Annotated in this window: 6 protein-coding genes; 4 read left to right on the top strand and 2 right to left on the bottom strand. The window is 56.8% G+C overall.

The features are described from left to right. Both ACAW74_RS15990 and ACAW74_RS15985 read left to right on the top strand, forming a co-directional pair. Positions 1–1,702, top strand: a 1,702-nt coding sequence (locus ACAW74_RS15990; RefSeq protein ID WP_370699210.1) for an RICIN domain-containing protein, incomplete at its 5' end; no start/stop codon positions are given. Positions 1,703–2,005: 303 nt separating this feature from the next. Then, positions 2,006–4,507 (top strand): zinc-dependent metalloprotease, encoded by a 2,502-nt coding sequence (locus ACAW74_RS15985; RefSeq protein WP_370699209.1) that lies wholly within the window; start codon positions 2,006–2,008, stop codon positions 4,505–4,507. Positions 4,508–4,599: 92 nt separating this feature from the next. Here ACAW74_RS15985 and ACAW74_RS15980 read toward each other — a convergent pair whose 3' ends face one another. Further along, positions 4,600–6,087 (bottom strand): mandelate racemase/muconate lactonizing enzyme family protein, encoded by a 1,488-nt coding sequence (locus ACAW74_RS15980; protein WP_370699208.1) that lies wholly within the window; start codon positions 6,085–6,087, stop codon positions 4,600–4,602. A 124-nt stretch (positions 6,088–6,211) separates the two neighbouring features. Between ACAW74_RS15980 and ACAW74_RS15975 the strand changes: the two genes are divergently transcribed. Together ACAW74_RS15975 and ACAW74_RS15970 are read left to right on the top strand one after the other, a co-directional pair. Next, entirely contained in the window at positions 6,212–7,132 is a 921-nt protein-coding gene (locus ACAW74_RS15975) for an RraA family protein (RefSeq protein WP_370699207.1), read from the top strand. Between the two features lie 83 nt (positions 7,133–7,215). After that, entirely contained in the window at positions 7,216–7,644 is a 429-nt protein-coding gene (locus tag ACAW74_RS15970) for a GNAT family N-acetyltransferase (protein ID WP_370699206.1), read from the top strand. A 24-nt stretch (positions 7,645–7,668) separates the two neighbouring features. On the opposite strand, the gene ACAW74_RS15965 is transcribed toward ACAW74_RS15970, so the two are convergent. Then, positions 7,669–8,943, bottom strand: a complete 1,275-nt coding sequence (locus tag ACAW74_RS15965) for a hypothetical protein (protein WP_370699205.1) — start codon at positions 8,941–8,943, stop codon at positions 7,669–7,671. Positions 8,944–9,162: the final 219 nt, after the last annotated feature.

Below are 9,162 nucleotides of genomic sequence, written 5' to 3'. Positions count from 1 at the left end.
TTCTACTCAGGCTAACCCCGTGCTGACGTTCACGCCACAAACACCCCGGGCCAACACGGTCATCACTAATTTCAACGTCCAGCTCGTAGTGCGGGACAGCAAGGGGCTGGCCACGTCCAGCCAGGTGTTCAAGGTGTCGCTCACCGCCGCCAACCGACCGCCCGTAGTCGTCGCCACGTCAACCTCACTAACGGGTGCCTCGCCTCTGTCAGTGACCTTCACCGGCAGCGGTAGCAGCGACCCCGATGGTGACGCGCTCACTTATGAGTGGCGGGACGCTGACAACTTCAGCACGCTTTCTACTCAGGCTAACCCCGTGCTGACGTTCACGCCACAAACACCCCGGGCCAACACGGTCATCACTAATTTCAACGTCCAGCTCGTAGTGCGGGACAGCAAGGGGCTGGCCACGTCCAGCCAAGTGTTTAAAGTCTCCCTAACTACTACACCACCCACGGGGGTTACCGCCGTCGATCCCAGCAAGTGTTACCGGCTCGTATCGCGAGTCAGTGGAAAAGTGATGGGCGTAGAAGGCAATTCACTAACCGACGGGGCGCAGGTACGTCAGCGGAGCGATGCTAACCAGTTGGCGCAACGGTGGCGGTTTGAGTCGGTCGGCGATGGCTACTACAAAATTGGCGCAGTACACAGCAACAAAGCGCTCGACGTAATCTGGGGATCGCAGGATAACGGTATCGGCCTTCAGCAATGGACCTTCAACGGCAACTGGAGCTACAACCAGCATTTTGCCCTGCAACGCAACGCCAACGGGTTCTTCCAGATCACGGCCCGCCACTCCGGAAAGGCGCTCGACGTGCAGAACGGCAATACCGACGAGGGGGGGCTGATCGTTCAGTACACTCCCAACGGAGCGGTCAGCCAGCAGTGGACCCTCGAAGAAAGCGCTTGCACAACGGGCAGCAGCTCGACCACGACTACGCCGCCTGTATCGTCGACGGGTATCGATGTAGCCAAATGTTACCGTATCCAATCGCGCAGCAGCGGTCTGGTTCTGAACGTGCCGTCTGGCCTGGGCAACGATGGAATTTACCTGCGCCAGAACACTAACGCTGACAAACTCTGGCAGAAATGGCGCTTCACGGTAGTCGATGGCGATTATTACCGGATCTCGGTGCAGCACAACCAAAAAAGCATCCAGGTTGCCAACTCGTCGATGGCCGATAACGCGCCGCTGGAACAGTGGACCTATTGGGGCGGTAGCCATCAGCAATGGAAAGCTCAGCGCACGGCCGACGGTTTTTATACACTCACAAACCGCAACTCAGGCAAGGCTATCACTGTGCAAAATGCCAGCACGGCCGAAGGAGGCGACATCACGCAGCAAACGCTGGGTACAGGGGCTCACCAACAGTGGAGACTCACAGAAACAGCTTGCCCAACCGGCGGCCGGATGGCTGCTGCCGAACCTACGGCAGTATTCAGTTTGTGGCCCAACCCCGCCCGCGACCACGTACTTGTCGACCTCAGCCTCGCTACTGGCCAGCCAGTAGGCCTGACTATGACCGATTTGCAAGGGCGTTCACGCCAGCAGACGTACCTGGAAGCCGCTCCGGCAGAACCCTATCGACTCGACCTCGGCAGTTTGCCCGATGGCCTTTACCTGCTTCGGGTCGCTCCTGGCCAGTCAACCGCTGGCTCTGTAATTAACCCAACTACGTTGCGCGTCCTGATTCAGCGCTAAATTCATTACCCCTCCGCTTTTAGTTTCATACTGAAAGCGGAGAGAAACCAGTGTATGCACTGTCGAGAACGTACCTAAGCGCTGCTTATCGTAGTATAAGTAACGCTCAGGTACGTTCCTGTTTAGCTTCGGTAGCGTAGTACAAAAACGGGTTCCAGGTCCCGTACATTCTGCTTAGAGAAAGCAGGTAACAATCATCGAAAATGAGCCTTTTCAGCTGGATGAGCGTGTCATAAAAGGGAGTTAATCGGCGTAGAGCGTCCGTTTTGGGCGTATTTTGCCTACTTAACCGACTTCTTTATCATGCGCTTCTGCTACTCGGCTCTGCTTTGGCTGCTGACGACTTCGCTTTTCGCCCAGTCCAACGCGCCTGCTGCCTCCCCCACCATTACCTCCTTCACGAAGGACATGGACAAACGGGCGGGCTTTCTGACGTTTTACTGGGATGCCAAAAAAGGCAAAATCTGGCTCGAAATCGACCGATTCGGGCAGGAAATGCTTTATTATCCCACACTGGCGCAGGGTGTCGGCTCTAACGACATCGGCCTTGACCGGGGCCGGCTAGGTGCCGAGCACGTGGTTAAGTTTGAACGGAGCGGTAACAAGGTGTTGCTGATTGAACCCAATTATGGGTACCGCGCCCTGAGTCGCGATTCGCTCGAGCGGCGGGCTGTTGCGGAGTCGTTTGCCCAATCGGTTCACGCCGGTTTTGAGATTGCCGCCGAAGAAGGCCAGAAAGTACTGGTCGATCTGACGCCGTTTCTAATGCAGGATGCCGTGGGAGCCGTGCAGGCCATCGCCCAGACCCGGCAGGGGTCATTCCGGGTTGACGCGGGCCGCTGCGCCATGTACCTACCCCACACCAAGGCCTTTCCGCAGAACACCGAGTTTGAAACTACCATCACACTGACGGGCGATTCGCCGGGCCAATACCTTCGGCAGGTAGTACCAACGCCCACCGCCGTGACCATGCGGCAGCACCACTCGTTTGTTGAACTGCCCCCGCTCGACGGCTCCTACCAGCCCCGCCTGTTCGACCCGCGCGCGGGCCTGAACAACATCGAGTTTTTCGATTACGCCACGCCTGTCAGTCAGCCCATTATCAAGCGCTACATTGTGCGGCACCGGCTGGCCAAAAAAGACCCAGCGGCGGCCATCAGCGACCCGGTGAAGCCCATCATTTATTACATGGACCCCGGCGCACCCGAGCCCATCCGGCAGGCCCTGATCGAAGGGACGAGCTGGTGGAATCAGGCGTTTGAGGCGGCGGGTTACCGCAATGCGTTCCAGGTGAAACTGCTGCCCGCCGACGCCGACCCGATGGACATTCGGTACAACCTGATTCAGTGGGTGCACCGCTCCACGCGCGGTTGGTCGTATGGCATGAGCATCATCGACCCGCGTACGGGTGAGATTCTGAAAGGGAAAGTGACGCTGGGCTCACTCCGGGTACGTCAGGATTACCTCATCGCACAGGGACTCACGGCCCGTTTCGAGAACAACAGCGCCGATACCGCCGCCCTGATGCCTATGGCCCTGGCTAGGCTCCGTCAGTTGGCGGCCCATGAAGTAGGGCACACGCTTGGCCTGCCGCACAACTACATCGCCAGCACAGTCAATCGCTCGTCGGTGATGGACTACCCACATCCGCTGGTGGGCATTTTGGCTAACAACAGGCTGACGCTCGACAGTGCCTACGCCACCGGCATTGGGGCCTGGGATAAAGTGGCCATCACCTACGGCTACCAGGATTTTCCGAAGGGAACGAACGAGAAAGCCGCACTGGACAAACTGATTGACGATTACGTAAAAAAAGGGCTGAAATTCCTGAGTGATCAGGATGCCCGTCCTGAAGGCAGCGCCCACCCCGACACGCACCTGTGGGACGGGCAGGCCGACGCCACCGACGAACTGACGCGCACCCTAGCCATTCGCCGGATTGCGCTGGATCAGTTTGACGCGCGCAAGATTCCGATGGGGATGCCGATGGCTACGCTGGAAGAGGTGCTGGTGCCCATGTATATGTTTCACCGCTACCAGACCGAAGCCGCCAGCAAAGTGGTGGGCGGTGTGCTTTACAGCTACGCCCTGCGGGGTGATGGGCAGGTGGTGGCCGAGCCAGTACCGGCCGCTCGGCAGCGGAAGGCTATCGATGCGCTGGTCGCGACGCTGCAACCGCGCATACTGGCGCTTCCCAAAGGCATTCTGGCTCTGATTCCGCCACGGGCGTTTGGCATCGATGCCAACCCACGCGAAGTATTCAAACGCCATACGGGCCTGACGTTCGATCCGTTGGGGCCGCCCGAAGCCGCTGCCAACCTGACGCTTCGGCTGCTGCTCAACCCCGAGCGCTGCGCCCGCCTGCTCAATCAGAAAGCTTTAGACTCGGCTATGCCCGGCCTGGGCGACCTGCTGACGAGCCTGATCAACGTGACATTTGAACCGATGCGCCGCAACATGGGCGAGGCACGTACCTACGACGAAGCCATTCAGCAACTAACGAGCCGCCGCCTGCTTGAGAGCCTGATTGAACTGGCTTCCAACAAGGAAGCCGATGGCCGGGTACGTTCCGTGGCGCACGACGCCATCCAGCACATCCGGTACAAGTACCTCGCGCAGCGGGCCACCGATGCCCCGTTCAGTTACGTCGTGAGCGACGCGTCGCCCAACCAACTGCTCTGGCTGATTCAGCAATACGAACGGAATCCGCAACAACCGGCCGTCGCCAGCAGCCCGCTCGTCGCTCCCGATGGTGCCCCCATCGATCCCGGCTACGATTGGCTGGACTGCGAAAAGGAGTTTTAAGTTTTTAGTTTCGGGTTTTCAGTTGGCTGGCACATGAGTATACCGGCGTCCGCCAACTGAAAACCCGAAACTAAAAACTTAAAACTCCTTTTTTAGCTCCACTCCCGGTCCCACGAATCTTTCGTGTTCCAGACGTCGGTGGGAGCAAACCAGGTAGAGCCTTTCTTGAGGAATTTTTTCGCGACGTCTTCGTTCAGTTCTACGCCCAGGCCGGGTTTATCGGGGACTTTTACGAAGCCTTTTTCCACGATGGGCTTCAGGCCGGTAACAATATCCTCCCAGCCGTCGACGTCAACGCCGTGGTGCTCGAGCGCGACGAAGTTTTCGGTGGCGGCGGCGCAATGGACGTTGGCCATCATGCAGATGGGCGAACCCGCGAAGTGCATCGCCATCGGGATACCCGATTCTTCGGCATAATCGCCGATCTTCTTCGTCTCCAGAATCCCGCCCGACGACGCTAGATCCGGGTGAATCATGTCGACGGCGCGCTTATCGATGAGCTTGATAAATTCTTCTTTCAGGAAAATGTCTTCACCCGTCAGCGTGGGCGTGTCGATGGCCTCGGTAATCTGTTTCCACTGATCGCCGTAGAACCAGGGTACGAGGTCTTCGAGCCACGCCAGCCGGAAGGGCTCCATCGCCTTACCCATCTGAATAGCCGTGTTCACGTCGAAATGCCCGAAATGGTCGGCGGCCAGGGGCGTATCGTAGCCCACAATGTCGCGCACCCGCCCCACGTGTTCGGCTAGTTTGTCGATCCCTTTCTTCGTGACCTGAATCCGCGTAAAGGGGTGACGGGTCATGCCGTAGTTACCCACTTTGCTCGTTTGGCTGTTGCCATATTGGTTGGCCACATCCCAGACATCGCTGCCTACGAGCATGCCTTTCTGCCCGGCCAGCATCCCGATGCCAAAGTCCATCTTCAGGAAAGTAAAGCCCTGGTCGGCCCGCTTTTTCATGTTGACGGCAAAGTCATCGTAGGTTTTCCCCTCGGGCGTATCGGCATACACACGTACGTAGTCGCGAAACTTACCGCCCAGCATCTGGTATACAGGTACGTTGTAGGCTTTGCCGGCCAGATCCCACAGCGCCATCTCGACGCCGCAGACACCACCCGCCGCCCGGCCATGACCGCCGAAAGGTTTGATCAGCTTGAAGAGTTGCTCTACGTTGCAGGGATTTTTACCCAACAGCCGTGATTTCAGCATCAGCGCATAGTTAGGGCTGGCGCCGTCGCGCACTTCGCCCCAGCCAACCAATCCCTGGTTGGTATCGATGCGAATAATCGGGCTGGTAAACGGCACACCAGCCAGATGGGCAATGCGCAGATCGGTGATTTTCAAATCCGACGGCGCGGCTAGCCGGTTGACGCGCTGCGTCGTGAATTCTAGCTCCTGATCGACCGCAAACGGGCTTTTCAATCGATCGAACACCAGTCCCACCGACAAACCGCCAAGAGCCGACTTCTGGAGAAAGTCGCGGCGCGAGGGTGGCGTCGAAGACGTAGTTACGGGTGGCGTTGACACGATGGCTGGCCGGTCGGGGGTGCTGCGGAGCAGATCGAGTATGGCTTTCTTCATAACAAGGGATGGGAATAAGCCCCGCCGGATTAAACGGGGTATTTCTATCAAAACCCTTTGTTGCCAGTATTTTACTTAATACCCAATCTTTTACCGGTAAAATACCAAACGTTCCACTGGCTTGATGAAAAAGATCTTCCTGACCACCTTGCTCTCGGCAGCACTGCTCCCGGCCGTTGCCCAAATTGAACTACCCAAAGACCAGCTTCAGTTCTACACCGCCAGTTGGAAAGGCGAACGTACGCCCGACGGTCGGCCGCGAGTATCCGACGCCTTGTTGAAACGCCTCAAAAACGTGTCGCTCGAAGAAGCCTGGGGCATCCTGCGCAACGAAGGGTACAACAATCAGTTCGATGGCAACTGGCAGATCATCCGACCCAGCGAGCCGATGGTCGGCCGCGTACTCACGGCCCAGTACATGCCCAGCCGCCCCGACATGGAAAAGCCCATCAAAGAACTGGGTAAAAATCAGGGGCGCAAAGGCAATACCAACTCGTGGCCTATCGACATGCTTCAGAATGGCGACGTGTATGTGGCCGATGGCATGGGTAAAATCGTGTGGGGCACGCTAATCGGCGATAACCTCGGCAACTCCATTTTTGCCAAATCAAAAACGGGTATCATCTTCGACGGCAGCGTGCGCGATCTCGAAGGTCTGGAAGCCATTGAGGGCTTCAACGGCTGGGTACGTGGTTTCGACCCCAGCTATATCCAGGACATGACCATGACCTGTGTAAACTGCCCCATCCGCATTGGCCGGGCCATTGTGCTGCCGGGCGACGTGGTACTGGCCAAAAAAGAAGGCGTCATTTTTATCCCGTCGCATCTGGCCGAAAAAGTAATTCTGAACTCAGAGTTTATTTCGTTGCAGGATGGATTCGGCCATCAGATGCTGCGCGAAGGCAAGTTCACGCCCGGTCAGATCGACCAGGCCTGGACACCCGACATCAAGCAGGCCTTTATCAAATGGATAGACGCCAATCCCGGCAAAGTACCGATGCCCCGGGCCGACCTCGACAAGCTGCTGAAAGACAAAAACTGGTAGGCGATATCAGGAAAGAATACCGTAAAATGGGCGTTGTTAATGCACCAACTGGTGAGTTAACAACGCCCATTTATCATTTACCCATGCTTCGCCCCGCAACCCTTGACGACCTGCCGTTTGTGTATGAAAGCCTCTGTGATCTGGAGGAAACCACACTCCCCTATCCGGCTTTCGAGCGTATTTACCGCGATAATCTGAGCAACCCGGCCATCAGGTACGTGCTTAGCGAGGTGGACAACGTACCGGTGGGGTTTGCCAGTTGCCATGTGCAACTGTTGCTCCACCACGCCGGGCCGGTGGCCGAGATTCAGGAACTGTACGTCCGACCCGAGTACCGCAGTCAAGGCATAGGCAGGCAGTTGATCGAACACATTATGCACATCGCCCGGCAGGAAGAGTGGGTTCATCTCGAGGTTACCTCGAACCGGAAGCGGCAACGTACCCACGCCTTTTACGAACAGTTAGGCCTTGTCTGGACGAGCCAGAAATTTGTCTGGAAGGTGGCTCCCTAATCACAAATCGCCATTCTGGCCAGATCAGGCGGCTTTGAGTTTCTGGTAGCTCAACCGCGTCAGCCACACCAGCAGGAATACCTCGATCACCTGAATGACATAATCGGCCAGGAAAACGGGGTTGCTCAGCATCGACAGGTTGGTATACTGCGCATTATTGGCATACACGATCATGATGATAGGCTGTACCGTCAGCAGCACGTTCAGGAAGGCCATGCGCAACCAGTGAGCAGGTTGGTCGTCGAGCATGAAAAACGTGAGTGCGGCCAGTTGCACGAAGATGTAGTAACCCGGCGACGAAGGTAACAGCAACATAAACAGCGTGAACAGGAAGCAGAAAAACGGTACAAAAGCCCGCTCATAGCCAATGTGCCGCGCCTGCCACGCCACCCACGAGCCCCCGCCGATGGTGCCCAGCAGGCCCAACCAGTTCAGGCTGGTGAGGGTAGTGGTGCCGAAAATACTATTCAATACGGGCCGCAACACGCTGGCAAAGTTGGGCGCCATCGGGTACGACGAGTGCTGAATCGGCATCAGAAATTTGTCGCCCATCAGACCGTACAAAATCAGGATGGTAGGCAGACCGATGGTGAGCAGCCCCAGCACAAACCAGAGCCGTTGACGAATAAGAAAAAACAGCGGGATGATGAGTACGATGAGCATAAACTTGATTACGATCATCGACAGTCCCCACAACAGGCCCGCCCGGTAGGCGAAGGCGCGCGTTTCGGCTTTCAGGCCACCCGCCAGCAAGCCCAGCGATATCAGCCCGAACCCCCAGAACCAAATATCTTCCTCACTGCTCAACACGATGGCAATGAACGGAATGGGCAACAGGTAATACAAGACATAGCGGAGTAATGCCTTGCCGGTGTCGTAGTTAACGCGGCGGCGCGCATACTGAAACGTGGCGTTCAGGATGATAAACTCCATCGCTGCCATCAGCAGGATAATCGACCGGGCGTTATTCCAGATCAGCAACGGCAGTACCGTCAGGTACGTGAACAAGGGCGCGTGAAACGACAGAAAATCGCGGTAGACCATCTTCCCTTCCAGCGCTGGCACGGCCCGTTCGTAGAAAAAAGCGACGTCGGAGCGGGGTTCCTGATCGAGGATAACATAAATGACCAGAAAGGGTAGCAGGCGCGTTCCGGCCAGACAGAGCCAACGAACGGCGCGTTCATGGGGAGCCAACTGGGGGATTAGCCGGTTGCGCTGCCACCACACGAGCAGCACAACTCCAGCTAATAAAACAGAAACAATAGTTTTGACGAGCGACGTAACGTCTAGTGAAATCATGGACCAAAGCTACGGCAAAGACGCTTTTCAGGTTGACTGTTTCTGGCCGACAACCGCCTTCCAGCCAAAGAATGTGATTCATTGGCTACGACATTGCGGGTTCAGGCTACTAAAAACTGATGGTCTACTGACTCGAAAACACGCTGACTTTTGTACCAGTTTTGATCAGGTGCCCGCCTTTTGATAAAGTACGTCAGCAGGTACGTATATGTTCAGTGG

This window comes from Fibrella musci (assembly GCF_041321105.1).
Lineage (GTDB): Bacteria > Bacteroidota > Bacteroidia > Cytophagales > Spirosomataceae > Fibrella > Fibrella musci.
The sequence above is the reverse complement of the archived record's forward strand: the minus strand, read 5'-3'. Positions and strand labels throughout refer to the sequence as shown.

What these genes read in the sequence shown, in the direction of transcription:
- ACAW74_RS15970 (WP_370699206.1), top strand. Translation starts at nt 7,216, where the DNA reads ATGCTTCGCCCCGCAACCCTTGACGACCTGCCGTTTGTGTATGAAAGC.
- ACAW74_RS15980 (WP_370699208.1), bottom strand. Translation starts at nt 6,087, where the DNA reads ATGAAGAAAGCCATACTCGATCTGCTCCGCAGCACCCCCGACCGGCCA.
- ACAW74_RS15965 (WP_370699205.1), bottom strand. Translation starts at nt 8,943, where the DNA reads ATGATTTCACTAGACGTTACGTCGCTCGTCAAAACTATTGTTTCTGTT.
- ACAW74_RS15975 (WP_370699207.1), top strand. Translation starts at nt 6,212, where the DNA reads ATGAAAAAGATCTTCCTGACCACCTTGCTCTCGGCAGCACTGCTCCCG.
- ACAW74_RS15985 (WP_370699209.1), top strand. Translation starts at nt 2,006, where the DNA reads ATGCGCTTCTGCTACTCGGCTCTGCTTTGGCTGCTGACGACTTCGCTT.